Source organism: Thioclava sp. PTB-PU3-1 (genome assembly GCF_055666785.1).
The window spans coordinates 290,197-312,777 of sequence record NZ_JBVNVL010000001.1 but is presented as its reverse complement, the minus strand read 5'-3'; the positions used below and the strand labels follow the sequence as shown (position 1 = coordinate 312,777).

Below are 22,581 nucleotides of genomic sequence, written 5' to 3'. Positions count from 1 at the left end.
CGAGGCAGGCGACAGGGCGAGGACGGAGTCACCCATGCTGGACGAGTGCGACAGGACGAATTTTCGAACCCAATTCACCCGCGAACCGGCGGCGCTGAGACAGCACCCGGCACTGGTGCTCAACGCCGATTTCCGGCCGCTCTCCTATTACCCGCTCTCGCTATGGCCTTGGCAGGAGGCGATAAAAGCGGTCTTCCTCGACAGGGTGACGATCCTCGCCGAATACGAAGAGGTGGTGCGCAGCCAGAGGCAGGCCTTCAAAATCCCCTCCGTCGTCGTCCTCAAAGAATATGTCCGACCCCAGAAGCGCGTGGCTTTCACGCGCTTCAATCTTTTTCTGAGGGACGAATTCAAGTGCCAGTATTGCGGCAAGCGGGGCGATCTGACCTTCGACCATGTGATCCCGCGCTCGCGTGGTGGAATCACCAGCTGGGAGAATGTCGTGGCCGCCTGCGCGCCGTGCAACCTGCGCAAGGCCAACAAGCCGCTGGAACGCTCCGGGATGCATCTTCTCAAGCCCGCGCGCCAGCCTCAGCCCGAGGATATGCTGCGCATCGGGCGTCGCTTCCCGCCGGGCTATCTGCATGAAAGCTGGATGGACTTCCTCTACTGGGACACCGAGCTGGAAGCCTAAGCAAAAGGGCGCGCCGTCTCCGGCACGCCCGTCTTCGTATTGGTGAAAATATCCCGGGGGGGCTTGCGCAGCAAGCGGGGGCAGAGCCCCCTCCGAATGCCTCAGTGTCCCGCCGCGACCTGACCGCCATTCGACAGCTTGTCGATGATCGTCTCGGTCGCGTGGTTCATGCCCACGACCTTCACATCCGTGCCGGACATCCGGAACTTGCCCACCGCCCGGTCGAGCGCCGAGACCGAAGAGATATCCCAGATATGGGCATGGGTCAGGTCGATCACCACGCGGTCGAGCTTCTCCTGGAAGTCGAAAGCGCGGTTGAACTCTTCCACGGTCGCGAAGAAGATCTGGCCCTTGATGTAATAGGTCCGCAGGTGATGCGCCTCGTTGTAGCGCGAGGTGATCTCGGTCATCCGCGCGATCTTGCCCGCGAAGAAGATCCCCGAGAGCAGCACGCCCACGAGCACCCCGATCGCGAGGTTATGCGTTGCGACGACAAAAGCGACGGTGGCCAGCATCACCACGTTGGACGACATCGGCATCGTGCGCAGCTGACCCAGCGAGGCCCAGCTGAACGTGCCGATCGACACCATGATCATGATCGCCACCAGCGCGGGCATCGGGATGCGGCCCACCCATTCGCCCAGCACCACGCAGAAGATCAAAAGCGCGATCCCCGCGGTGAGGGTCGAAAGGCGCGTGCGCCCGCCCGAGGTGACGTTGATCACCGACTGGCCGATCATCGCGCAACCCGCCATGCCGCCGATGAAGCCGGTGCAGAAATTGGCGATGCCCTGACCGAAGCATTCCTGACGACGGTCCGAGCGGGTGTCGGTCATCTCGTCGACGATGTTCTGCGTCATCAGGCTTTCCAGAAGGCCGACGACCGCCACGCCCACCGAATAGGGCAGGATGATCTGCAGCGTCTCGAAGGTGAACGGCACGTTGGGGATCAGCAGCGAGGGCAGCTGATCGGGCAGGGCGCCCATGTCGGACACCGTGTGCACGTCGTTGAGCCCCAGCCCCATCGAGACCGCGCTGAGAACGAGGATCGCGATCAGCGGCGAGGGAATGGCGCGGAAGAAGCGCGGCAGCAGGTAGATAATCGCAAGGCCAAGTGCCACCAGCGCATAGGTCGCCACGACCGGCACATTGGCCGGGTTCAGCTCGGGCCATTGCGCCATGAAGATCAGGATGGCGAGCGCGTTCACGAAGCCCGTCATCACCGATTTCGACACGAAGCGCATCACCGTCCCGAGGTTCAGCGCCCCGGCAATCACCTGAAGCACGCCCGCCAGCACCGTCGCGGCCAGCAGGTAATCGAGCCCGTAGCTGCGCACCAAGGTGCCCATCAGCACGGCGGTTGCGGCGGTTGCGGCCGAGATCATACCCGGGCGGCCACCGAAGAAAGCGGTGATCGTGGCGATCATGAAGGAGGCGTAGAGGCCCACTTTCGGGTCCACGCCCGCGATGATCGAGAAAGCGATGGCCTCGGGGATCAGCGCGAGCGCCACCACGAGACCGGAGAGAATGTCAGCGCGGTAGTTGCCAGTCCACTGGCTGCGCCATTGCGACAAGGTCATACGGTTGTCCTGCAATTAGAAAGGCCCGCGACCGGGGAGGGGCGGGCCGGAGGGATGTGAGATTTGGCGAAGCCAATACCCGGGTGACGTAGCGATGCCAAGCCCCGCAGGTCGGGTTTTAAGAAAAATTCAAAGAGGATTAAGCCGGATTGCCCGATTTCGTGGCAAATTTGGCGAGACTGGTGGCCAGATCGCCATAGCCCGTAAAACGCCGCTCATAGCGCAGGCCGAGCCGCTCCGCGGCCTCACGCGCCTTCGCGTCGAGCGCGGGATCGTCGGTCTGGGCCTGATAGATCAGCCGGTCGTAATTGCCGAACATCATCGGGATCAGCTCCGGGTGACGGTCGAAGCCCATCGGCTTCCAGACGAAAGCGTCGAACTGACGGGTCAGGAAATCGGTGAGATAGAAGGCCGTGATTTCGTCTTCCGCAGTTTCAGCGAAAGCGGCGTTGCCTTCAAAAAACGAATAACAATGGGGGCCTTCGACCATCTCGACCCCCAAAGACTTGCACTTTTCCAACAATTTCCCGCCCGTGCCGCAATCGGCATAGACCACGAAGATATCGTCATATTGGTCGCGATAGCGCAGCACCGCCTCTTCGACGGCGGCGGTGATCTTCTCGGGGTATAGGTGCAGATTGGCGGGCAGGCAGGTCAGGTCGATGTGATCCCAGCCATTGATCCGCTTGAGCGCGAGAATCTCCCGCGCCAGCGCCCCGCAGGCGATCAGCAGAAGACGCCCCGAGCCCTCGGGAGCTAAACCATTTTCGGATAAGGTCGTGTCGCCGGGAAGCGAGGCACCTCTCTGGGCGGTCATTCCACCCGTGCCATCATCCGGGCAACGCCTGCTGCGACGAGAACCATCAGCCCGAGCATCGCCATCGGCACGCCCGAAGCGGCAAAGGCCCAGATCGTCAAGCCCGCCAGAACGATCACAAACAGGATCAGCAGCAGAAAATGTGGCAGCGGCATTTCGCGTTTCCCCCTTCTCTTCAAGTATGGGGCGGGGAAGCGCACATGAAAAGGCCCCGATGAAAAAATCGGGGCCTTCTCCATGCATATCAGCCAAGTTGCGCGCGCGAACGGCGATCAGGCGCTCATCTGGTTGTGCTTGCGAGCGATGAAATCTTTCGCCGTCTCAACCGCCACGGCGGCATCGCGGCAATAGGCGTCGGCGCCGATCGCCTTGCCGAATTCCTCGTTGAGCGGCGCACCGCCCACCAGAACGATGTAATCGTCGCGGATGCCCTGTTCCTTCATCGTGTCGATCACGACCTTCATATAGGGCATCGTGGTGGTCAGCAGCGCGGACATGCCGAGGATGTCGGCCTCTTCGCGCGCGATCGCTTCGAGGTAGTTCTCGACCGGGTTGTTGATCCCCAGATCGACGATCTCGAAGCCTGCGCCTTCCATCATCATCGCAACGAGGTTCTTGCCGATATCGTGGATATCGCCCTTCACCGTCCCGATGACCATCTTGCCCATGCGCGGTGCGCCGGTCTCGACTAGCAGCGGCTTGAGGATGGCCATGCCGCCCTTCATCGCATTCGCCGCCAGCAGCACTTCCGGCACGAACAGGATACCGTCGCGGAAGTCGTTGCCCACGATGGTCATGCCCGCGACGAGGGCCTTGGTCAGGATGTCATACGGCGTCCAGCCGCGATCGAGCAGGATGTGGGTAGCCTCTTCGATCTCTTCCTTGAGACCGTCATAGAGGTCATCCATCATCTGCGCGGTGAGCTCGTCGTCGTCGAGTTCCGAGAGGATGATATCGTCGTCGTCTTCGGCCATGTCCAATAGTCTCCTGCTAGCCGGTGTTACCCTGTGGTGAGGCCGTGGCCCCGTCAAGTCTTGGCGATTTGCGACATGCGCGGTGTTTTGTCCGACCTCGCATGGTGTTGGTGGGTCCGCATCCGGACTCTACTTGGCAAATGTTCCCATTTCGTTCTAAATTCCGGGCATGAGTCTGCCATTCGATCTTCCCCCCGCGCCCCCGTCCGAGCGTCTGCGCGCGCGCGGTGCTGCGGCGCGCCCCGTGGGCCGGTTCGAGCCCTTCGCCCGTGCGCCCGAGCATGACGGCTGGGACATCCCCGAAGAGGAGCGCCTGACCCGCACCGAGGTCTCGGTGGAGCGTCCGCGCTCCGTCATCACCCGCAACCAGTCGCCCGATGTGCCCTTCGAGCGCTCGCTCAATCCCTATCGCGGCTGCGAGCATGGCTGCATCTACTGCTTCGCGCGGCCCAGCCACGGCTATCTCGGCCTCTCGGCGGGCTTGGATTTCGAGACCCGGCTGATCGCACGGCCGGAGGCGCCGCAAGTACTCGAAGACGAGCTGCGCAAGAAAAGCTACCGTCCGAACGTGCTCGCCATCGGCACGAATACCGATCCCTACCAGCCGCTCGAGCGCAAGATGGAGATCATGCGCGCCGTGCTGGAAGTGCTGCAGGCCTATCGCCACCCGGTCTCCATCGTCACCCGCGGCTCGACCATTCTGCGCGATCTCGACATCCTCGCGCCGATGGCCGAGGCCGGATTGGCGCAGGTCGGCGTGTCGGTCACGACGCTCGACGCCAAACTCGCCCGCGATCTGGAGCCGCGCGCACCCAGCCCGCCGACCCGCATCCGCATGATCCGCGAACTCTCGCGCGCCGGTGTCCCGGTGCGCGTCATGGCCGCCCCGATGATCCCGGGGCTCACCGATCACGAGCTGGAAGCGATCCTGACCGAGGCGCGCAGGGCAGGGGCTAAAGCCGCCTCGATGATGCCGGTGCGGCTGCCGCATGAGGTGGCGCCGCTTTTCGCCGACTGGATGGAGCGGCATCACCCCGGCAAGGTCGAGAAGGTGCTGGGCCGGATCCGCGACATGCGCGGCGGCAAGCTCAACGATCCGCGCTTCGGCGAGCGGATGAAAGGCGAGGGCGAGATGGCGGAACTGTTGCAGCAGCGGTTCAAACTGAGCTGCAAGCGGCTGGGCTTCTCGCGTCATCTGCCCGATCTCGACGTGACGCAGTTCCGCGTACCGCCCCGGCCGGGCGATCAGCTCGAACTGTTCTGATCTCGTCTGAGACGCGTGCATGCTCCATCCGCCGGGAAACCCCGGCCCTTCCTTCGTGTTGGTTCAAATATCCCGGGGTGAGGCCGCAAGGCCGAGGGGCAGAGCCCCTCACACCGCGCTTAGCTGCGGCGACGGCCCCGACGTTCACGCTTGGGCGCATCCCCGCTCAGCCCGTCATCCTCCGACGAGAACCCGCCGAGTACCGAGGAAATCTGATCGAGCGTCGGGCGCTCGCCGCGCGGACGCGTCTCCAGCGCCTCGCGCATCGCCACCAGATGCTCGGCCATCGTGCCGCAGCAGCCGCCGATGATCGTCGCGCCGCAATCGCGCGCCATCACCGCATATTCCGCCATCAGCTCGGGCGTGCCGTCGTAATGGATGTGACCGTCGACATATTTCGGGATGCCCGCATTGCCCTTGGCGATGATCGGGCGCTCGGTCCCGGTGGCGGCAAAGCCCAGAACGGTACGCAGCAGGTCGGACGCGCCGACGCCGCAATTCGCGCCGAAGGCCAGCGGCGGGTGAGCCAGCTTTTCGACCATCGAGACCATCGCCTGCGAGGTCAGGCCCATCATCGTGCGGCCTGCCGTGTCGAAGCTCATCGTGCCGCACCAAGGCATGCCCGCCAGATGGCAGGCTTCGGCGGCGGCCTTGTATTCTTCCTGCGCCGAGATCGTCTCGACCCAGAGGATATCCGCGCCGCCTTCTTTCAAGCCCTCGGCCTGTTCGTGGAACATCTCGACCGCCAACTCATGCGTCAGAGTGCCCATCGGCGCGAAAATCTCGCCGGTCGGGCCCATCGAGCCCGCAACGATCACGGGACGCGACTGCTTGTCGGCCACATCCCGGCCGATCTCGGCGGCGAGGCGGTTGAGCTCGCGCACGCGGTTCTGCGCGTTGTGCAGTTTCAGCCGCGAGGCATTGCCGCCGAAGCTGTTGGTGAGAAACAGGTCCGAGCCCGCTTCGACGGCCAGCGAATAAAGCTTCGCGATCTTCGCGGGCTCGTCGGCATTCCACAGTTCCGGCGCATCGCCCGAGGCCAGCCCCATGTTGAACAGGTTGGTGCCGGTCGCGCCATCGGCCATCAGCCAATCGCGGGTTTCCAGAAGGCGGCTCAGCGCGTCGGTTTTCGGGGCGGTCATAAGGGCCTCGTCAAATGCAAAGGGCCGCGTCGGGCGCGGCGGTTGGGTTTGTCCTGCCATGACAGGCGGGAATTGGCAAATTCGTTTCCTTCATGTTCTTGATGAAGGCGCTGCAATCTCGGGCGGAAATGCAAAAGGCCGGACGCGCTTGGCATCCGGCCTTTCAATCTACGTCATCGGCGAGGGCTCACTCGGCCTCGTCGACCACCTGACGGCGCGCCTCGGCCATGCATTCGGCCATCTTCGCGCGGATCGTCTGTTCATCGGCCTTGTCGCCAAGATCGCCCGAGAGCTTGCGGTACACGTCTTCGTGGCCCGCTTCCTCGAAATCGGAGGTCACGACCTCGCGGACATAGGCATCGGCCTCGGGGCCGGTTTTGCCCAGAAGCTCTGCGGCCCATTGGCCCAGCATCTTGTTGCAGCGGGCATCGGCCTTGAACTGCAGCTCGGCATCATGCGCGAACTTGTTCTCATAGGCGTTTTCGCGATCGTCGAAGGTGGTCATGGCCCACGTCCCTCCCGGTAAAGTCTCCGTTACCTCCGATATGCACATGCACGGCGTGCGCCGCAAGAGGAAAGGGCCGCGTTTTGGCGGGTTTGACGGGGCTGTGCATCTGCGTGAAGTGGCGTGCGCTTTACCTTGCGAGACTCGCGGGCTTGTCCTATAGGGCGGGCAACACCCTTTCGCGGACGGCGCGCAGGGGCGGGCGCGGCATTCCCGACGGTATGCGGCGCAGGCCCTGGCACCGCCGCGCCAAGTGAGAACGGAGACGCGATGGCACCCCGGCGCAAGAAGATCTACGAAGGCAAGGCGAAGGTTCTGTATGAAGGCCCCGAGCCCGGAACGCTGGTCCAGTATTTCAAGGACGACGCGACCGCCTTCAACGCGCAGAAGAAGGACGTGATCGAGGGCAAGGGCGTGCTCAACAACCGCCTGTCCGAGTATTTCATGACCGGCCTGACCAATATCGGCGTGCCGAACCACTTCATCAAACGGCTCAACATGCGCGAGCAGTTGATCCGTCAGGTGGAGATCGTGCCGCTCGAGGTGATCGTGCGCAACTTCGCCGCCGGTTCGATCGCGAAGCGTCTGGGCATGGAAGAGGGCACGCCGCTGCCGCGTCCGATCGTTGAATACAGCTACAAGAACGACGAGCTGGGCGATCCGCTCGTGCCCGAGGAATATATCATCGCCTTCGGTTGGGCGAGCCAGCAGGACCTCGATGACATCGTGGCGCTGGCGCTGCGCGTGAACGACTTCCTGACCGGCGTGTTCTACGGCGTCGGCATCAAGCTGGTCGATTTCAAGATCGAGATCGGTCGCGTCTGGGATGGCGATTTCATGCGCCTGATCGTGGCTGACGAGATCAGCCCCGACAGCTGCCGCCTGTGGGACGTCAAGACGGGCCAGAAGCTCGACAAGGACGTGTTCCGCCGCGATCTGGGCAGCCTGACCGATGCCTATACCGAAGTCGCCAAGCGCCTTGGCGTGCTGCCGACCAATACCCAGCCGATCAAACCGACGCTGATCAACTGAAAGGACCGCTCGTGATGAAAGCCCGCGTTCATGTCATGCTGAAGGATGGGGTGCTCGACCCGCAGGGCGAGGCTGTCCGTCATGCATTGGGCCATATGGGGTTCGGCGGCGTCGAAGGCGTGCGTCAGGGGAAGGTGATCGAACTGGACCTGAGCGCTACCGATGCAGCCTCTGCCGAGGCCGAGGTGAAGGAAATGTGCGAGAAGCTCCTCGCCAATACTGTGATCGAGAAATACACCATCGAGATCGCTTGATCCGGGTCGGGTGGGGGGCGCTGCCCCCCTTGGCCTGCCGGCCAATTCCCCCCGGGATATTTGTACCAAGCCGAAGGCCGTACAGGCCTTACCCGACAGGTTCGACCCTCAAGGCCAGGAGTTTGCACCCATGAAAGCCGCCGTCATCACCTTCCCCGGATCGAATTGCGACCGCGACCTGAGCATGGCCTTCGCCGCAGCCGGGGCGGATGTCGTCAAGGTCTGGCACAAGGAAACCGCATTGCCCGAAGGCATCGATATCATCGGTGTGCCGGGCGGGTTCTCCTATGGCGATTATCTGCGCTGCGGCGCGATCGCCTCGCGCTCGCCCATCGGGCAGGCGGTGGCCGACTTCGCAGGCAAGGGCGGCTATGTCATCGGCATCTGCAACGGTTTTCAGGTGCTGACCGAGATGCGGCTGCTGCCGGGCGCGCTGATGCGCAATGCAGGGCTGAAATTCGTCTCGAAACCGCTGGCTCTGCGCGTCGCGACGACCGACAGCGCCTATACCTCGGGCTATGAGGCGGGGCAGGAGATCGTGATCCCGGTCGCCCACCATGACGGCAATTACCAGATCGATCCCGAAGGCCTTGCCCGCATCGAGGGCGAGGACCGCGTGGCGTTCCGCTATGTCGAGAACCCCAACGGCTCCGTCGACGACATCGCGGGCGTGCTGAGCGAGAACCGCCGGGTGCTGGGCATGATGCCTCACCCCGAGCGCGCGATCGAGGCTGCGCAGGGTGGCGCCGATGGGGCGGCGCTTTTCCGCGCGTTGAGCGGGATGCTGGCAACCGCCTGATCTCGCGCGCTTGTTGCGCTCTGGGCCTTGGCTTAGACTTCGCGCATGACGCACGTGCAGACACGTTCGACGATTTTACCTGAAGAGCCGCCCGAAGGTGAGGGCGGGCTCGGCGTCATGGCGCGCTCGCCACGCGCCCGTTGGCTGCTGCGTGTCGCCGTGGTGTTGATCCTCGCGCTGGCGGGGGCGGTGATGTGGATCACCAACCAATGGCTGACCCAGCGTTTCACAGAGACGACGCGCGTGCGCACCGAGCTGCGGCTTGCGCTTTACACCGGCAACATCATGTCGGAACTGCAGCGGACATCCGTTGTGCCGCTGTTGCTTGCGCGCGATCCGGAGCTGACGCAAGCCCTTGATACAACGGATTATTCCACCGCCTCGGCGCAGCTGATCACGGCCAAGAAAGAGGTCGCTGTGGCCTCGATCCGGCTGTTGGACATGCAGGGCCGGGTGGTGGCGTCGACCAATCGCACGCAGATCGGCACGCCCTTCCCGAATGCGCCCTTCTTCGTCGATGCGACCCGCTCGCGGGGGACGATCTTCTCGCTCAACGAGCCCGAGGCGGGTGGCACCGAATTCGATTATTCGCGCGCCGTCATCCAGAACAACAAGCCCGTCGGCGTGATCGTGGTCGAGGCGGATCTGTCGAAATTCGAACGCGCCTGGGCCGGGATTTCCGATGCGCTGGCCGTGGTCGACAGCGAGGGCAAGATCATCCTGACAACCGAGCCGCGCTGGCGCGGGGTGACGATGTCGGAGGCGCTGGCCGCGCGCTCGGCCCCTTCCGCGATCGAGCGCGCGCTGCAGGCGACTGCCGATTGGGCCAATGACGCGCCCGACGCCTATCTCAAGGGCCGCGCGGTGATGCGCACCGAGGCGCGCATTCCCTTCCGCGGCTGGAAGATGATCGCCTTCACCAGCTACGATTCCGTGCGTGAGCGGGTGAATGCGGTGCTCGCGCTCGAGATCATGGGCTTCGCGATCCTGCTGGCGTTGGTCTTCTATGCGCTGTCGCGGCGCGCGCGGCGGCAAAGCCAGGAATTGCGCGCGGAATCGGCGGAGCTGCGCCAGCTCAACACCCGGTTGAGCCGCGAGATCGCCGAGCGCGAGAAAGCGCAGCAGGATCTGGCCGTGGCCGAACAGACCATCGCGCAAAGCTCGAAACTCGCGGCTTTGGGCGAGATGTCGGCGGCGGTCAGCCACGAATTGAACCAGCCCTTGGCCGCGATGAAGACCTATCTGGCGGGTGCGAAGCTGCTGCTGCAGCGCGCCCGGGTCGAGGAGGCGCTGTCGTCCTTCCAGCGCATCGACGACCTGATCGGCCGCATGGGCGCGATCACACGGCAGCTCAAATCCTACGCCCGCAAGGGCGGCGAGGCCTTCGAGCCGGTGGACCTGCGGGTGGCGCTGTCGGAGGCGCTCTCGATGATGGAGCCGCAGCTGAAAATTCGCAAATTGCACATTTCGCGCACCATGCCGCGCAGTCCTGTTATGGTCATGGCGGACCGCATCCGGCTGGAGCAGGTGATCATCAACCTGTTGCGAAATGCACTCGACGCCACCAAGTCGGTTGAGGAACCTCAAGTGGAGTTGTTGCTTACCTCGGGTGAGACGGCCGTGCTGAGCGTGCGTGATAACGGTCCCGGTATTTCGGATCTCGACAAGCTGTTCGAGCCGTTCTGGACCACGAAGAAACCGGGGGAAGGGACGGGGCTGGGCCTCGCGATCTCGTCCTCCATCATCAGTGATTTCGGGGGTCGTCTGACCGCCCATAATTCCGAAAGCGGGGGTGCAGTGTTCGAAGTTCAGCTGCCCCTCCTGGCGGACAAGAACAGGGCCATAAAGGCCGCGGAGTAAGACATGGCAAGACTAATGAAGGTAGCGATCGTCGATGACGAGGAAGATATGCGGCAGTCCGTCAGCCAATGGCTGGCGCTGTCGGGCTTCGACGCCGAGACCTATGCCAGCGCCGAAGACGCGCTGAAAGTGATCGGCCCCGATTGGCCGGGCGTGGTGATCACCGACATCCGGATGCCCGGCATGGACGGGATGGCCTTTCTCAAGCGGCTGATGGGCATCGATAGCGGTCTGCCGGTCATCATGATCACCGGCCACGGCGATGTGCCGATGGCGGTCGAGGCGATGCGTCTCGGCGCGATGGACTTCATGGAAAAGCCGTTCTCGCCGGATCGGATGACCGAACTGGCCAAGCGCGCGACGCAGGCGCGCCGCACGACGCTGGATAACCGGGCGCTGCGCCGCGATCTGGCCGAGGGCGAGAAGGTGATGGGCAAGCTGATCGGCACATCCGAGCCGATGGAGCGTCTGCGCGAGGATATTCTCGATCTGTCCCAGGCGGATGGCCACGTGCTGATCGATGGCGAGACCGGCACCGGCAAGACGCTGGTGGCCCATGCGCTGCACGCAACAGGCCCGCGCGCGGGCAAGAAATTCGTGGTGGTCAGCTGCGCCGCTCTGACCGAAGAGGCGCTCTCGGCCAAGCTGTTCGGCCCGGTCGAAGAGGGCGGCCTGCCGCTGATGGAAGAGGCGCGCGGCGGCACGCTGTGCCTCGAGGATGTCGAGGCGCTGAGCCAGTCGCTGCAGGCGCGGCTTTTGCAATTCATCAACGATCAGGGCGCACCTGCGGAAACGCGCATCGTCGCGATCTGTAACACCCATGGCGAGGGCAAGACGGTCGAGGACGCGCTGCGCCCCGATCTTTATTACCGCCTGGCCGCGCTGAAGATCACCCTGCCTCCGCTGCGGGCGCGCGGCGAAGATATCCTGACGCTGTTCAACCGCATGTCCGAGCAATTCGCCGACGAATATGGCTGCGACGTGCCGGAGGTGACCGCGCAGGAAGCCGCGCAACTGCTGCAGGCCCCGTGGCCGGGCAATGTGCGCCAGCTGATCAACGTGGCCGAACGCGCGGTGCTGCAATCGCGCCGAGGCTCGGGCTCGATCGCGTCGCTTCTGATGACCGATGACGAGGAGACGGGGCCGGCGGCGATCACCACCGAGGGCAAGCCGCTCAAGGAATATGTCGAGAGCTTCGAAAAGATGCTGATCGACAATACGATGCGGCGCCACAAGGGCTCGATCTCTGCCGTGATGGAAGAGCTGTGCCTGCCGCGCCGGACGCTGAACGAGAAGATGGCCAAATACGGCCTCGCCCGCGCGGATTACCTTTAAAGGAACGCGTGCCCGCATCTTCGCCTCTAGGTGGGGCATGAGGGCGGCCTTCGAACAATACGACGTGAGCGGCGCGGGCCTGAATGGCACCGCGCCGCGGCATTTTCCGGCCTGCGGCGGCAAAACCCCGGAACGGGCCTGCCCAATCGCTGAACATCGCGAGAATCCGGGGTGCGATTAACCCTTCCCTTACGAAAATTCGATTGTGTTCCCGTAGGCTGTGCCGCTATGGTCAGAACCAGTCGGTTTCACGCCATAAGTGTGGACCCACCGAAATTCGCTGATGCCTTGGCCGATCCGGCGCAGATGATGCGCAAGGGGCCCCGGCTCAACCGATTGGCCGAAAGGCCGCAAGTTTGTCTCCCTCTTCCGCATTTGCCGGGACGGAGGCCGTTAATTGGGCGCCAAGCGGCTAAGCCGACCGCGCCTTGGAAAGAACCGCGATGATGCGTGACGGGATATCGCAGATGAGGACGGGCAGGCTCGACGCCACCGCCGTCTGCACGCATGTCCGCAACCTCGCCTCAAGGACAGTTTCAGCCCAAGACAGCGCCGCGCCCCCGGGCAGGTCGCAAAGGGCTGACCTATTGGATTTACATGGCAAAGAAGATGCTTATCGATGCCACCCACGCGGAAGAGACCCGCGTCGTGGTGGTGGACGGCAACAAGGTTGAAGAATTCGACTTTGAGACCATCAACAAACGGCAGCTCGCCGGAAATATCTATCTCGCGAAAGTAACGCGCGTCGAACCGTCCCTGCAGGCGGCCTTCGTCGACTACGGCGGAAACCGGCACGGCTTCCTCGCCTTCGCGGAAATCCACCCCGATTACTACCAGATCCCGGTCGCCGACCGCGAAGCGCTGCTGGAAGAAGAACGCCAGCTCGCCGAAGCCGCGGCTGCGGAAGAGGAAAAGCCGAAATCCTCGCGCCGCCGCCGCTCGCGCCGGTCGTCGAACAAGGCGGAGAAGGCCAAGCAGGACGAAGCGGTGATCAGCTCGGACGAGATCCCGGGCATGGGCGTTGTCGATCCCGAGGCGGAAGGCGAGACCTCTGGCGAAGCTGCCGACGCCTCCAGCGACGAGACCAAAGCCGAAGCGCAGACGGACACCTCCGAGGACGCGCCCGCTCAGGAGGCTGATGAAAAGCCCGCCGCTGCGGCTGAGACCGCGTCCGACGAGGATGACAGCGACGACTCCGACGAGGATGACGACGACGCGGGCGATGACGCTGCCGAGGCCGATAGCGGCATCGAATCCGTCGCCGACGAGGATGTCGAAGAAGAAATCCGTCCGGCTCGCAAGCCGCGTCCGCGCCGCTATAAAATCCAGGAAGTGATCAAGGTGCGCCAGATCATGCTGGTGCAGGTCGTCAAGGAAGAGCGCGGCAACAAGGGCGCGGCGCTGACCACCTATCTCTCGCTGGCAGGCCGCTACTGCGTGCTCATGCCCAACACCGCGCGCGGTGGTGGCATCTCGCGCAAGATCACCAACGCCGCCGACCGCAAGAAGCTCAAGGAAATCGCGGGCGAACTGGACGTGCCGAAAGGTGCGGGCCTGATCGTGCGCACGGCGGGCGCGCAGCGCACCAAGACCGAGATCAAGCGCGACTACGAATACCTGATGCGCCTGTGGGAGCAGATCCGCGACCTGACGATGAAATCCGTCGCGCCGGCGCCGATCTACGAAGAAGGCGATCTGATCAAGCGGTCGATCCGCGACCTCTACAACAAGGATATCGACGAGGTGCTCGTCGAGGGCGAGCGCGGCTACCGCGCGGCGAAGGCGTTCATGAAGATGATCATGCCGAGCCACGCCAAGAACGTGAAGCACTACGCCGAGTCGCTGCCGCTGTTCGCGCGCCATCAGGTGGAGAGCTACCTCGCATCGATGTTCAACCCGACCGTGCAGCTCAAGTCCGGCGGCTACATCGTGATCGGCGTCACTGAGGCGCTCGTCGCCATCGACGTGAACTCGGGTCGGGCGACGAAGGAAGGCTCGATCGAGGAAACCGCGCTCAAGACCAACCTGGAAGCCGCCGACGAAGTGGCCCGCCAGCTGCGCCTGCGCGACCTCGCCGGTCTGATCGTGATCGACTTCATCGACATGGACGAGCGTAAGAACAACAACGCCGTCGAGAAGCGCATGAAGGAGCGTCTGAAGACCGACCGCGCGCGCATTCAGGTCGGCCGTATCTCCGGCTTCGGCCTGCTCGAGATGAGCCGCCAGCGTCTGCGTCCTGGCATGATCGAATCCACGACGCAGCCCTGCGCGCATTGCCACGGCACCGGCCTGATCCGCTCCGATGACAGCCTCGCGCTGAGCGTCCTGCGCGCGATCGAGGAAGAGGGCACTCGCAAACGGACCCGCGAGGTTCTGGTGCGTGCGCCCGTCGCGGTCGCCAATTACCTGATGAACGCCAAGCGCGAGCATGTGGCGGTGATCGAGGCGCGTTACGGCATGTCCGTGCGCATCGAAGCCGCGCCGGAACTCGTCTCGCCCGATTTCACCATCGAGAAGTTCAAGACTGCGACGCGCAATGTCGCGGAAGTGGACAGCCCCGTGGTGTCTGCTTCGGCCAGCCTGATGGCCGAGATCGACGACGCCGAGGACGAGGCGGAGATCGAAGTTGAAGCCGAGGCGGAGGCCGAGGAGCAGACCCAGAAGGTCGAGACCGACGCCGAAGAACAGCCGAAGAAAAAACGCCGTCGCCGTCGTCGTCGCCGGAAGTCGAATGGCGAGAACGGGGAGAATAACGACTCCTCGGAGAACGGCGATCAGTCGTCGGATGACCAGAAGTCCGACGATCAGAAGTCCGAGCCGGCCGAAGGCCAGGAGACGCCCGCCAAGGCTGAACCCGCGCAGGCGGCAGAAGCTCCGGCGGACGAGGCCAAGACCGAGGCGCAAACCGACGCGAAGACTGAGGCTCAGCCCGAGGAAGAAGCGCCGAAGCCGAAGCGCCGCTCGCGCGCCCGCAAGAAGGTGGAAGAGCCGAAAGCCGAAGCCGAGACCGCGGACGCCACCGCTGAGGGCACCGAGGCCAAAGCCGAGGAAGAAGCGCCCAAGCCGAAGCGTCGCACGCGGTCGCGCAAGAAGGTGGACCCGGAGGCCGATGCGCAAGCCGCCGTCGAAGGCAGCGCTGCAGAGGTCAAGGCCGACGCCGCAGAGGCAGCCGAGGAGGCGCCCAAGCCGAAGCGTCGCTCCCGTGCGCGTAAGAAGGTCGAGGAACCCGTCGCAGAAACGCCGGACACGCCCGAGCCGCCGGAAACCCCGCAGCCTGACGCGCCGACCGAGCCGCAGGAGACGCCGCAGCCCGACGCACCGGTCGAGACGCCCGAGCCCACGCCGCAGGAAACCCCTGTCGACGTGCCGCCGGAAGCGCCGCCCGCGCCCGAACCGGAAACTCCGTTCGAGCAGCCGCCGGAAACGCCGCAGCCTGATGCGCCGGTCGAACTGCCCGGTGGTCCGGCCTTCGCCGAGACCGAGACGGAGGGCGAGACCATGACCGAGGAGGCGCCCAAGCCCAAGAAACGGGGTTGGTGGAGCCGCTGAGGCACCTTCAGATTTGAGAAAGGCCGGGCAGAGCGCCCGGCCTTTTTCGTTTTCCTCTTTGGTTTTCCGCGCTCAGGCGGCCAGGTCCTGAGCCGGGCGGGTCAGTTGCAGCGCCGCCCGCGCCGCCTCGCGGCCCTTCTCGACGAAATGGCTGCCAAAGATCGCCCGGTGGTGATCGGTCTCCTGAAACTGATGCGGGGTTAGCGAGACCGACAGCACGGGCACGCCCGTCTCCAGCCCCACCTGCATCAGGCCATTCACCACGGCCTGCGCCACGAAATCATGCCGATAGATCCCGCCATCGACGACCAGCGCCGCCGCCGCGATGGCGCCGTAGCGGCCCGTGCGGGCCAGTTGCTGCGCCTTCATCGGCAGCTCGAACGCGCCGGGCACGTCGAAGACATCGACCTGCGCCTCCGGGATCTCTTCGAGAAACCCCTCGAGCGCACGGTTGACGATATCGGCGTGCCAATTGGCTTTAATGAAGGCGTAACGGGTGTGTGTCATCGTAATCTCCTTGCATAGCGACACGTCACCCAAGGCGATCACATGCAACCCGCGCCCACGCGCCAAGGCACGGGGTCGGCTGCATATTCTCTTCCATCCGGACTGTAACCGTCGGCTCAGGCCTCGCACCTGATCTGCTGACCCTCGCACGACGGCGAGGCGCTCGCGGGCTCGCGGATTTCGCCGCATACCGCCGGTGGGGAATTTCGCCCCGCCCTGAGAATGGCCGGAGATTGGCACGCGTTCTTGCGCTCGGCAAGGGGCTTAGTTGCTCGGTCTGGATGCGAGGGTCATCAGCTCTTGCGCACCAGATAAACTTTCACGCCTTCCCAATCCTCTGCCTCGACCAGTTCGTGTCCGGTCTGAGCGCAGAAATGCGGCACGTCGATCCAGCTTGCCCCATCTGTCGCGACCAGCTGGACCAGCGCGCCGGGCGCGGCCGACTCGAGCGCTTTGCGCAGGCGCAGAACGGGCAGGGGGCAGAGCAGCCCCTTCGCATCGATTTCGATATCGGGCGTCATGGCGGAGGTTCTCGCGCGCCCGCGCTGATTTGTCCACGCTGTTGTTATCTCACGACCCGGTGACCGCGCGCGAGGAATGGGGTAGAGGAAGAACATGTTTGGAATCGATCTCGTCTCCGCTGCGTTCCTGCCCGCCGCCTTCGTGGCGCTCTTTGCGGGTCTGTTGTCATTCCTCAGCCCCTGCGTGCTGCCGATCGTGCCGCCCTATCTCGCCTATATGGGCGGGGTGAGCATGGGCGATCTGCGCGAGGGCAAGCGCTCGGCCGTTGTGCCGGCGCTGTTCTTCGTGCTGGGCCTGTCGACGGTGTTCCTGTTCATGGGGTTTGCCGCCTCGACCTTCGGGCGGTTCTTCCTGACCAATCAGGTGCTGTTCGGACGGATCGCAGGCGGGGTGATCGTGATCCTCGGCCTGCATTTCCTCGGGGTTTTCCGCATCCCGATCCTCGACCGCGAGGCGCGGCTGGATGCGGGCGACCGGGGCGGCTCCTCGCTTGGTGCTTACGTGTTGGGCCTCGCATTCGCCTTCGGCTGGACGCCCTGCATCGGCCCGCAGCTGGGCGCGATCCTGTCGCTGGCCGCCCAAGGCGGCGATCAGGCGCGCGGGACGGCTCTGCTGGCGGTCTATGCGCTGGGGCTGGGCATTCCGTTCCTGCTGGCTGCGCTGTTCATCCAGCGCGCGATCGGCGTGATGAACCGGCTCAAGGCCTATATGGGCATCATCGAGAAGACGATGGGCGCGCTGCTGGTCGTCGTGGGGATCTTGCTGCTGACGAATGCGTTCTCGGCGATCAGTTTCTGGCTGTTGGAAACCTTCCCGAGCCTTGCCGTGCTGGGCTGAGCCCTCAGGCCACCATCTGCGCCGCACGGGCCAGATCTGCCTCGAAAGCCCGCATCATCGCGGGCTTTTCCATGTCGGGTAGGCGCAGCAGATAGGATGGATGGACGGTGATCAGCATCGGCGTGCCGTCCTCGAGCACCTCCACCGTGCCGCGCCGTTTGAGAAGGCCACGCCGATCCCCGGTGAGGCTCTCCAGCGCGGTCGCTCCCATCGCGAGGATTGCCTTCGGCTTCACCAAGCTGCGTTCTTGGTCGAGCCACCAGCGACAGTGATGGATTTCCTGCCGGTCGGGCGACTGGTGGATGCGCCGCTTGCCGCGCGGAGTGAATTTGAAATGCTTCACCGCGTTGGTGAGGAAGGCGCGCTCGCGGGACAGGCCTGCACGTGCTGCCACCTCGTCGAAGAGCTGCCCGGCGGGGCCGACGAAGGGGCGTCCCTCAAGATCCTCGAAATCTCCCGGCTGCTCGCCCACGATCATCAGTGGCGCATCGAGCGGCCCTTCGCCCGGCACTGGCTGCGTGGCGTTCTCCCAAAGCGGGCAGCGGCGGCAGCCATTCAGCCCGGCGAGCAGCTCCGCGCGGTCGCCCACGGGCGGCGGGGTGGCGCGGTCGCTTGCCAGCCGCTCGGTGATCTTGCCAGCGCGGGCAGGGGCGAGTGTGGGTGCGTTGGCCGCCATCTCTTCGGCGCGCGCCTGCGCGGTCGCGATCATCTCGGGGATCAACCCGGCCTCGGGCAAGTTATGCCAATACTTGCGCGGCATCTCGGATTGCATCGCGCCGACCTTCAGCCGCGCCGGGTTGAAGATGTTGCGGAAATAGGTACGCCAAAGGTCTTCCGCGCCATCCTCGGGCAGGTCAGGACACGGCTGACCCTCGGAGAAGCGCAGCTTGCCCGCTTCGAAATGCGCGGTCAGATCGGGGGTGAAGATCGACCAGTCCATATCGCCGAAGCGTTTGACGAAGAACGGCGCGGTCAGCTCGCAGATGTAATGTGTTGGTTCGAACCACGCGGCAAAGCGGCGGCGGGGGGCGTCGGGCTCGCCGATCTCGCGGAAGCGCACGAAGGCGGTCATCTTGTGGCGGTCGCGCGAGACCTCCTTCGCCATGCGGTTCACCCGGTCGATGCGCGGATCGGCGCGGTCTTCCAGCAGGCGCTTGTCGGATCGCAGCGCCCAGAGCACCGAGTAAGCCCGCGCAAAACGCTCAGGGTCACGATGGCAGATCACCAGCCGGGCGAGGTCGACGAAGCCCTTCGGTACGCTCACAGCGCCGCCTGTGGGGGCAGGGGCGTCCTGGGCGAAGAGATCGGCCTCCGCCGCCCCGCGATGCCACAGAAGCTCCTCAGGCGGGATGTCTGCGCCCAAGGCTGCGCGGGCCTCATCTCGCCACGCCTCGAACGTGCCGATCTCGGGCAGGGTGATCGTGCGCATCAGAACAGCTGCAACTGCTGAGGCGGCGGAGCGAAACGGGCGCGCAGGTCTGCCGCATCGGTCAGCGCGCGCGGATGCCAATCCAACAGCGTGATGAAAGGCTTGGCCTGCTTCAGGTTCGCCCCCATCCGTCGCAGGTCCTCGTAGCGCAGCGTCCGGTGGCGGCGCGTCGCCAGCACCCGACCCACCGTCTTTACCCCCAGCCCCGGCACGCGCAGCAGCATCTCGCGCTCGGCCCGGTTCACGTCGAGCGGAAACAGATGCCGGTTCGCCAGCGCCCAGGCAAGCTTGGGATCGACCGTCAGATCGAGATTGCCATCGGTGGTGCCTTGCGAAATCTCGTCCACGTCGAAGCCGTAGAAGCGCAGCAGCCAATCCGCCTGATAGAGCCGATGCTCGCGCATCAAGGGCGGCTTGATCAGGGGCAGGGCGGCAGAGCTGTCCGGGATCGGCGAGAAGGCGGAGTAATAGACGCGCTTGAGCGCATAGCTTGAATAGAGCCGGGTCGAGGTCTTCAGGATCGTCGTGTCATTCGCCCCGTCCGCGCCGACGATCATCTGCGTCGATTGGCCGGCGGGCGCGAATTTCGGGGGGCGCTTGCCGGTGAAGCTGCGCTCCTTGCGGGCGTCGCGCAGCAGCCGCACATCGCCCATCGCGCGGCGGATCTGGGCGGGATCCTTCTCGGGGGCGTAGTCCTGCACCGCGCGGTCGGTCGGCAGCTCGACATTGATCGAGAGGCGGTCGGCGTAAAGCCCGGCCTCCTCGATCAGCTCGGGGGCGGCATCGGGGATGGTTTTCAGATGGATATAGCCGCGGAAATTATGCTCCACCCGCAAGAGTTTCGCGATCCGCACCATGTCGGTCATCGTGTCATCGGGCGAGCGGATGATGCCGGAGGAGAGGAACAGCCCCTCGATATAGTTGCGGCGGTAGAATTCCAGCGTGAGGGTCACGACCTCCTCGGGCGAGAACCGCGCGCGGGGGGTGATCGAACTGACCCGGTTCACGCAATAGGCGCAATCGTAGATGCAGAAATTCGTCATCAGGATTTTCAGCAGGCTGATGCAGCGCCCGTCCGGCGTGTAGGCGTGACAGATGCCGGAGCCTGTGACCGAGCCGATCCCTTTGCCATCCTTGGAGTCGCGCCGCTGCCCCCCGCTCGAGGCGCAGGAGGCATCGTATTTCGCCGCATCCGAAAGGATCGCCAGTTTCTGATCGAGGGTCATTCTTGCCATGTGTTCACTATATGTTCACATATGCCGCCTTGCAATAAATCCATGACAAAGGGGCGCGAAAATCGCGCCCCTTCGGAAAACGTCGCTTCGGTTTCAGGCCGTCAGGCGGCGATACATGTGCCAGCTGGCATGGCCCAGAACCGGCAACACAATGAACAGGCCAAGGAAGACCGGCAGCATCCCGATGAACAGGCTCGCCGCGATCACCATGCCCCAGATCGCCATCGAGACCGGGTTGGCCGCGACCGCCCGCATCGAGGTGAGGATGGCGGTGATGATGTCGATCTCACGGTCCATGATCAGCGGCAGGCCGACCACGGTGAAGGAAAACAGGATCGCCGCGAAGGCCGCCCCGATCGCGGAGCCGATCGCCAGCATCGTCAGCCCGTTGCCGGTGAACAGGATCTCGGGCGAGCTGGAGACATTGGTGAAGGCCGACAGCCCCATGAACAGCGCGAAGGTCGTGTGGGCGACGAAGACCCAGAACATGAACATCATCAGGATCAGCATCGCCATCGAAGGCGTCTGGCGGTCCTTCTCGGAAACGCAGCAGGCGATCACCTCACGCCAGACCAGCGGCTCTTGAGCTTCCAGCCTGCGACTGACGGTATAAAGCCCCATCGCGGCAAAGGGCGCGAGCAGCGGAAAGCCGAGCGCGAAGGGGATCAGCCACCATTCCTCGCCCTGGGCTGCGAACACGGTCCAGAGTACGATGCCGCCGAGCACATAGAAGCCTGAAAACATCAGTCCGAAGGCCGGGGCGCGTTTGAAATCGTTCCATCCTGCTTTCAGGATTTCGGGTATTTCCGAGACCTGAAGGTCGCGGATATGCGGCACCTCGGAGGGCGGCGACGCGATCGTTTGCATGTGTATTCTCCCTGACTGAGGGCCCTCTCCCCAAGGCCCGCAACTTCACGTTGCGTCACGCGGGCGTGATCTGTCCAGAGAATTGCGCGCTGCGTCGCCGCGAGGCTCAGCCGCCCATCCGTTTCGTCAGTCGCAGCGAAAGCGCATAAGGCAGTCGTTTCAATAGCTTGAGCTGCCATGTGAGGCGACGGGGGAAGTGGGTCTCGAAGCGGTCCTTGGCCAGCCCGTCGGCAATGCGGCGGGCGGCCTCATCGGCTTCGATCACGAAGGGCATGGCGAAATCGTTCTTCTCGGTCAGACGAGTCTTCACGAAACCGGGAGAAATCAGGCGCACGTCGATCGCGGGCGCATATTCCACGCGCAGGCTCTCGACGAGGTTGATCACGGCGGCTTTCGAGGCGGAATAGAGCTGCCCCTTCGGCAGCCCGAAGATGCCCGCGACCGAGCCGAAAATCACTAGTTGCCCGCCCTCGCGCAGCAGCCCCGGCGCGGCCTGCGCGAACCACAGCGTGCCGAGTAGGTTCACCTCCACGAGCTTGCGCGCCGCATCGCGTTCGATTTCATCGACGCGGCCGGGATCGTAAAGCGCTGCGGTGATGATCATCGCGTCCAGCGGCCCGTGGGTGAGGATCTCGCCGCGCGCATCGTCAAGGCTTTCGGGGTCGGAGACGTCGCAGGGGACGACCTCGCCCTGACCCAGTTCCGCCTTCAACGCATCCAGCGGTTCGACCGAGCGGGCCGACAGCACCAGCCGCGCCCCGCGCGCGGCCAGTTCGCGCGCCAGCGCCTGCCCGATGCCCGAGCTCGCGCCCATGATCCAGATGCGTTTGTCCTTGAAGTCCACGGTGCTCATCCTCTCGCTACTGGAGAGGATACGCGCCAAAACCGTTCAGGGTTTCATTCCGAGCGCGGAAACGCACTCGGCCAGCAGCTCGTCGAGCGGTCGCGTGCCCGACAGCTCCAGCACCGGCTCGGACCGGCCCGCCAGCCATTCGTGATGTCGGCTGAGCGAGCGCCCAGAGAAATAGGGATCGTCATAGCCCGCAGCCCAGGTCAGGAAGGAGCCGTGATTGGCCTCCATATCGCCGCCCTTGCGGATGCGCGTGCCGAAGCGCGCCGCCTCGCGCTTGCGCAGGCGCGCAAGGCGGATCGGTGTGGGGGCGGTGAGAAAGACGATCAGGTCGGCGCCTGCGATTGCGGGCTCCCCCCAGCCGTCGAGCGAGCCGGAGATCACCCAGCCGTCCGGCTCCTTTGCCGCCTCCATCATCGCCAGTCGTTCAGCGGGGCGGCGTTTGACGGTGTAGGGCGGGTCGCTCTCGGCCCAATAGAACTGATCGGTGTCGAGATGGGTGACGCCCAGCCGGTCGGCCAGGCGTTCCCCCAGCGAAGATGTGCCCGAACCCGCGGCGCCGGTAATATGAACCCGCGCCGCCATTCGC

22 protein-coding genes and 1 riboswitch are annotated in these 22,581 nt (G+C 64.4%); of the genes, 9 read left to right on the top strand and 13 right to left on the bottom strand.

Features of this window, described 5'->3' with window-relative positions; genetic code table 11:
* Positions 1-34 precede the first annotated feature (34 nt).
* The gene (locus ACZ7GB_RS01490) at positions 35-634 is read left to right on the top strand and encodes an HNH endonuclease (protein WP_078519371.1); all 600 of its coding nucleotides are present in this window, start codon (positions 35-37) and stop codon (positions 632-634) included.
* Positions 635-735: 101 nt separating this feature from the next.
* Here the strand turns inward: ACZ7GB_RS01490 and ACZ7GB_RS01485 are convergent, their stop codons facing one another.
* The 4 genes from ACZ7GB_RS01485 to ACZ7GB_RS01470 all read right to left on the bottom strand — a co-directional run bounded on the left by ACZ7GB_RS01485 (position 736) and on the right by ACZ7GB_RS01470 (position 4,005).
* Positions 736-2,214, bottom strand: coding sequence for a SulP family inorganic anion transporter (locus ACZ7GB_RS01485; RefSeq protein ID WP_078546703.1), 1,479 nt, complete (start codon positions 2,212-2,214; stop codon positions 736-738).
* 139 nt (positions 2,215-2,353) lie between these two features.
* On the bottom strand, positions 2,354-3,031 hold the full coding sequence (locus ACZ7GB_RS01480) for a DUF1638 domain-containing protein (RefSeq protein ID WP_472157398.1): 678 nt from the start codon (positions 3,029-3,031) through the stop codon (positions 2,354-2,356).
* Positions 3,028-3,186: a hypothetical protein gene (locus ACZ7GB_RS01475; protein ID WP_165756922.1), complete on the bottom strand. Its 159-nt coding sequence runs from the start codon at positions 3,184-3,186 to the stop codon at positions 3,028-3,030. The genes ACZ7GB_RS01480 and ACZ7GB_RS01475 overlap by 4 nt, the downstream gene beginning before the upstream one ends.
* A 117-nt stretch (positions 3,187-3,303) precedes the next feature.
* The gene (locus ACZ7GB_RS01470; RefSeq protein WP_078599260.1) at positions 3,304-4,005 is read right to left on the bottom strand and encodes a corrinoid protein; all 702 of its coding nucleotides are present in this window, start codon (positions 4,003-4,005) and stop codon (positions 3,304-3,306) included.
* 169 nt (positions 4,006-4,174) lie between these two features.
* Between ACZ7GB_RS01470 and ACZ7GB_RS01465 the strand changes: the two genes are divergently transcribed.
* Positions 4,175-5,269, top strand: coding sequence for a PA0069 family radical SAM protein (locus ACZ7GB_RS01465; protein WP_472157396.1), 1,095 nt, complete (start codon positions 4,175-4,177; stop codon positions 5,267-5,269).
* Between the two features lie 119 nt (positions 5,270-5,388).
* On the opposite strand, the gene bmt is transcribed toward ACZ7GB_RS01465, so the two are convergent.
* Both bmt and ACZ7GB_RS01455 read right to left on the bottom strand, forming a co-directional pair.
* Positions 5,389-6,411 carry a betaine--homocysteine S-methyltransferase gene (gene bmt / locus ACZ7GB_RS01460; protein ID WP_078519366.1) on the bottom strand — a complete coding sequence of 341 codons (1,023 nt, stop codon included), beginning with the start codon at positions 6,409-6,411 and terminating at the stop codon, positions 5,389-5,391.
* Positions 6,412-6,598: 187 nt separating this feature from the next.
* Positions 6,599-6,916, bottom strand: a complete 318-nt coding sequence (locus tag ACZ7GB_RS01455; RefSeq protein ID WP_078519365.1) for a DUF1476 domain-containing protein — start codon at positions 6,914-6,916, stop codon at positions 6,599-6,601.
* 270 nt (positions 6,917-7,186) lie between these two features.
* On the opposite strand from ACZ7GB_RS01455, the gene purC reads away from it, so the two are divergent.
* The 6 genes from purC to ACZ7GB_RS01425 all read left to right on the top strand — a co-directional run bounded on the left by purC (position 7,187) and on the right by ACZ7GB_RS01425 (position 15,745).
* Entirely contained in the window at positions 7,187-7,948 is a 762-nt protein-coding gene (gene purC / locus ACZ7GB_RS01450; protein ID WP_078539474.1) for a phosphoribosylaminoimidazolesuccinocarboxamide synthase, read from the top strand.
* 14 nt (positions 7,949-7,962) lie between these two features.
* Entirely contained in the window at positions 7,963-8,202 is a 240-nt protein-coding gene (gene purS / locus ACZ7GB_RS01445; RefSeq protein ID WP_078539473.1) for a phosphoribosylformylglycinamidine synthase subunit PurS, read from the top strand.
* Between the two features lie 130 nt (positions 8,203-8,332).
* Positions 8,333-9,001 carry a phosphoribosylformylglycinamidine synthase subunit PurQ gene (gene purQ, locus ACZ7GB_RS01440; protein WP_078519362.1) on the top strand — a complete coding sequence of 223 codons (669 nt, stop codon included), beginning with the start codon at positions 8,333-8,335 and terminating at the stop codon, positions 8,999-9,001.
* Positions 9,002-9,118: 117 nt separating this feature from the next.
* Positions 9,119-10,861, top strand: a complete 1,743-nt coding sequence (locus ACZ7GB_RS01435) for a sensor histidine kinase (RefSeq protein WP_078539471.1) — start codon at positions 9,119-9,121, stop codon at positions 10,859-10,861.
* Positions 10,862-10,864: 3 nt separating this feature from the next.
* The gene (locus ACZ7GB_RS01430) at positions 10,865-12,196 is read left to right on the top strand and encodes a sigma-54-dependent transcriptional regulator (RefSeq protein WP_078539470.1); all 1,332 of its coding nucleotides are present in this window, start codon (positions 10,865-10,867) and stop codon (positions 12,194-12,196) included.
* A 597-nt stretch (positions 12,197-12,793) separates the two neighbouring features.
* On the top strand, positions 12,794-15,745 hold the full coding sequence (locus ACZ7GB_RS01425; protein ID WP_472157393.1) for an Rne/Rng family ribonuclease: 2,952 nt from the start codon (positions 12,794-12,796) through the stop codon (positions 15,743-15,745).
* Between the two features lie 72 nt (positions 15,746-15,817).
* Here ACZ7GB_RS01425 and ACZ7GB_RS01420 read toward each other — a convergent pair whose 3' ends face one another.
* Positions 15,818-16,252: a 6,7-dimethyl-8-ribityllumazine synthase gene (locus ACZ7GB_RS01420; protein WP_347429447.1), complete on the bottom strand. Its 435-nt coding sequence runs from the start codon at positions 16,250-16,252 to the stop codon at positions 15,818-15,820.
* Between the two features lie 81 nt (positions 16,253-16,333).
* A riboswitch (FMN riboswitch) is annotated at positions 16,334-16,480 on the bottom strand.
* 65 nt (positions 16,481-16,545) lie between these two features.
* A complete protein-coding gene (locus tag ACZ7GB_RS01415; RefSeq protein ID WP_083075169.1) occupies positions 16,546-16,773 on the bottom strand; it encodes a sulfurtransferase TusA family protein in 228 nt (75 codons plus the stop codon).
* Between the two features lie 94 nt (positions 16,774-16,867).
* On the opposite strand from ACZ7GB_RS01415, the gene ACZ7GB_RS01410 reads away from it, so the two are divergent.
* Positions 16,868-17,611, top strand: a complete 744-nt coding sequence (locus tag ACZ7GB_RS01410) for a cytochrome c biogenesis CcdA family protein (RefSeq protein ID WP_078599256.1) — start codon at positions 16,868-16,870, stop codon at positions 17,609-17,611.
* Between the two features lie 4 nt (positions 17,612-17,615).
* On the opposite strand, the gene ACZ7GB_RS01405 is transcribed toward ACZ7GB_RS01410, so the two are convergent.
* The 5 genes from ACZ7GB_RS01405 to ACZ7GB_RS01385 form a co-directional block, all read right to left on the bottom strand.
* Entirely contained in the window at positions 17,616-19,040 is a 1,425-nt protein-coding gene (locus ACZ7GB_RS01405) for a UdgX family uracil-DNA binding protein (RefSeq protein ID WP_472157390.1), read from the bottom strand.
* A complete protein-coding gene (locus tag ACZ7GB_RS01400; RefSeq protein ID WP_472157388.1) occupies positions 19,040-20,275 on the bottom strand; it encodes a putative DNA modification/repair radical SAM protein in 1,236 nt (411 codons plus the stop codon). The genes ACZ7GB_RS01405 and ACZ7GB_RS01400 overlap by 1 nt, the downstream gene beginning before the upstream one ends.
* Before the next feature lie 93 nt (positions 20,276-20,368).
* Positions 20,369-21,142 carry a DUF2189 domain-containing protein gene (locus ACZ7GB_RS01395; protein ID WP_472157387.1) on the bottom strand — a complete coding sequence of 258 codons (774 nt, stop codon included), beginning with the start codon at positions 21,140-21,142 and terminating at the stop codon, positions 20,369-20,371.
* A 106-nt stretch (positions 21,143-21,248) separates the two neighbouring features.
* Positions 21,249-21,995 (bottom strand): SDR family NAD(P)-dependent oxidoreductase, encoded by a 747-nt coding sequence (locus ACZ7GB_RS01390; RefSeq protein ID WP_472157386.1) that lies wholly within the window; start codon positions 21,993-21,995, stop codon positions 21,249-21,251.
* Between the two features lie 36 nt (positions 21,996-22,031).
* A complete protein-coding gene (locus ACZ7GB_RS01385; RefSeq protein ID WP_472157384.1) occupies positions 22,032-22,577 on the bottom strand; it encodes an AAA family ATPase in 546 nt (181 codons plus the stop codon).
* Positions 22,578-22,581 lie beyond the last annotated feature (4 nt).

Bases quoted from the DNA above. Each gene is read 5' to 3' on its own strand.
- ACZ7GB_RS01485 (WP_078546703.1), bottom strand. From the start codon at position 2,214: ATGACCTTGTCGCAATGGCGCAGCCAGTGGACTGGCAACTACCGCGCT.
- purQ (WP_078519362.1), top strand. From the start codon at position 8,333: ATGAAAGCCGCCGTCATCACCTTCCCCGGATCGAATTGCGACCGCGAC.
- ACZ7GB_RS01490 (WP_078519371.1), top strand. From the start codon at position 35: ATGCTGGACGAGTGCGACAGGACGAATTTTCGAACCCAATTCACCCGC.
- ACZ7GB_RS01465 (WP_472157396.1), top strand. From the start codon at position 4,175: ATGAGTCTGCCATTCGATCTTCCCCCCGCGCCCCCGTCCGAGCGTCTG.
- purC (WP_078539474.1), top strand. From the start codon at position 7,187: ATGGCACCCCGGCGCAAGAAGATCTACGAAGGCAAGGCGAAGGTTCTG.
- purS (WP_078539473.1), top strand. From the start codon at position 7,963: ATGAAAGCCCGCGTTCATGTCATGCTGAAGGATGGGGTGCTCGACCCG.
- ACZ7GB_RS01405 (WP_472157390.1), bottom strand. From the start codon at position 19,040: ATGCGCACGATCACCCTGCCCGAGATCGGCACGTTCGAGGCGTGGCGA.
- ACZ7GB_RS01420 (WP_347429447.1), bottom strand. From the start codon at position 16,252: ATGACACACACCCGTTACGCCTTCATTAAAGCCAATTGGCACGCCGAT.
- ACZ7GB_RS01475 (WP_165756922.1), bottom strand. From the start codon at position 3,186: ATGCCGCTGCCACATTTTCTGCTGCTGATCCTGTTTGTGATCGTTCTG.
- ACZ7GB_RS01470 (WP_078599260.1), bottom strand. From the start codon at position 4,005: ATGGCCGAAGACGACGACGATATCATCCTCTCGGAACTCGACGACGAC.
- bmt (WP_078519366.1), bottom strand. From the start codon at position 6,411: ATGACCGCCCCGAAAACCGACGCGCTGAGCCGCCTTCTGGAAACCCGC.
- ACZ7GB_RS01390 (WP_472157386.1), bottom strand. From the start codon at position 21,995: ATGAGCACCGTGGACTTCAAGGACAAACGCATCTGGATCATGGGCGCG.
- ACZ7GB_RS01410 (WP_078599256.1), top strand. From the start codon at position 16,868: ATGTTTGGAATCGATCTCGTCTCCGCTGCGTTCCTGCCCGCCGCCTTC.
- ACZ7GB_RS01385 (WP_472157384.1), bottom strand. From the start codon at position 22,577: ATGGCGGCGCGGGTTCATATTACCGGCGCCGCGGGTTCGGGCACATCT.
- ACZ7GB_RS01425 (WP_472157393.1), top strand. From the start codon at position 12,794: ATGGCAAAGAAGATGCTTATCGATGCCACCCACGCGGAAGAGACCCGC.
- ACZ7GB_RS01455 (WP_078519365.1), bottom strand. From the start codon at position 6,916: ATGACCACCTTCGACGATCGCGAAAACGCCTATGAGAACAAGTTCGCG.
- ACZ7GB_RS01400 (WP_472157388.1), bottom strand. From the start codon at position 20,275: ATGGCAAGAATGACCCTCGATCAGAAACTGGCGATCCTTTCGGATGCG.
- ACZ7GB_RS01395 (WP_472157387.1), bottom strand. From the start codon at position 21,142: ATGCAAACGATCGCGTCGCCGCCCTCCGAGGTGCCGCATATCCGCGAC.
- ACZ7GB_RS01415 (WP_083075169.1), bottom strand. From the start codon at position 16,773: ATGACGCCCGATATCGAAATCGATGCGAAGGGGCTGCTCTGCCCCCTG.
- ACZ7GB_RS01430 (WP_078539470.1), top strand. From the start codon at position 10,865: ATGGCAAGACTAATGAAGGTAGCGATCGTCGATGACGAGGAAGATATG.
- ACZ7GB_RS01435 (WP_078539471.1), top strand. From the start codon at position 9,119: ATGGCGCGCTCGCCACGCGCCCGTTGGCTGCTGCGTGTCGCCGTGGTG.
- ACZ7GB_RS01480 (WP_472157398.1), bottom strand. From the start codon at position 3,031: ATGACCGCCCAGAGAGGTGCCTCGCTTCCCGGCGACACGACCTTATCC.